1 protein-coding gene is annotated in these 629 nt (G+C 52.1%); it reads right to left on the reverse strand.

Annotated features, from left to right (window positions below):
- Positions 1–629: EF-Tu C-terminal domain-related protein (locus tag AC2FAJ_RS23505; RefSeq protein ID WP_252050832.1), on the reverse strand; the 629-nt coding region annotated here is incomplete at both ends.

The raw sequence follows: 629 nt of genomic DNA on the forward strand, positions 1-629 counted from the left end.
AGAACTTTAGCAACAACGCCCGCGCCAACGGTACGGCCGCCTTCACGGATTGCGAAACGCAGACCGTCGTCCATCGCGATTGGGTGGATCAGAGTCACAACCATCTTGATGTTGTCGCCTGGCATTACCATCTCTACGCCTTCTGGCAGTTCGATGGTACCGGTCACGTCAGTTGTACGGAAGTAGAACTGTGGACGGTAGCCTTTGAAGAACGGAGTATGACGGCCGCCTTCGTCTTTGGACAGAATGTACACTTCAGATTCGAACTTGGTGTGTGGCTTGATTGAGCCTGGCTTCGCCAGAACCTGACCACGTTCGATTTCTTCACGTTTGATACCACGCAGCAGAACACCAACGTTCTCACCAGCACGGCCTTCGTCCAGCAGTTTGCGGAACATTTCAACGCCAGTACAGGTAGACTTCGCAGTCTCTTTGATACCAACGATTTCAACTTCTTCACCAACTTTGATGATACCGCGCTCTACACGACCGGTAACAACGGTACCACGACCGGAGATGGAGAATACGTCTTCGATTGGCAGCAGGAATGGCTTGTCAATCGCACGCTCTGGTTCTGGGATGTAAGAATCCAGGAAGCCAGCCAGTTCGATGATTTTCGCTTCCCACTC

The sequence above is a fragment of the Enterobacter cloacae complex sp. 385G4 genome (genome assembly GCF_057320665.1).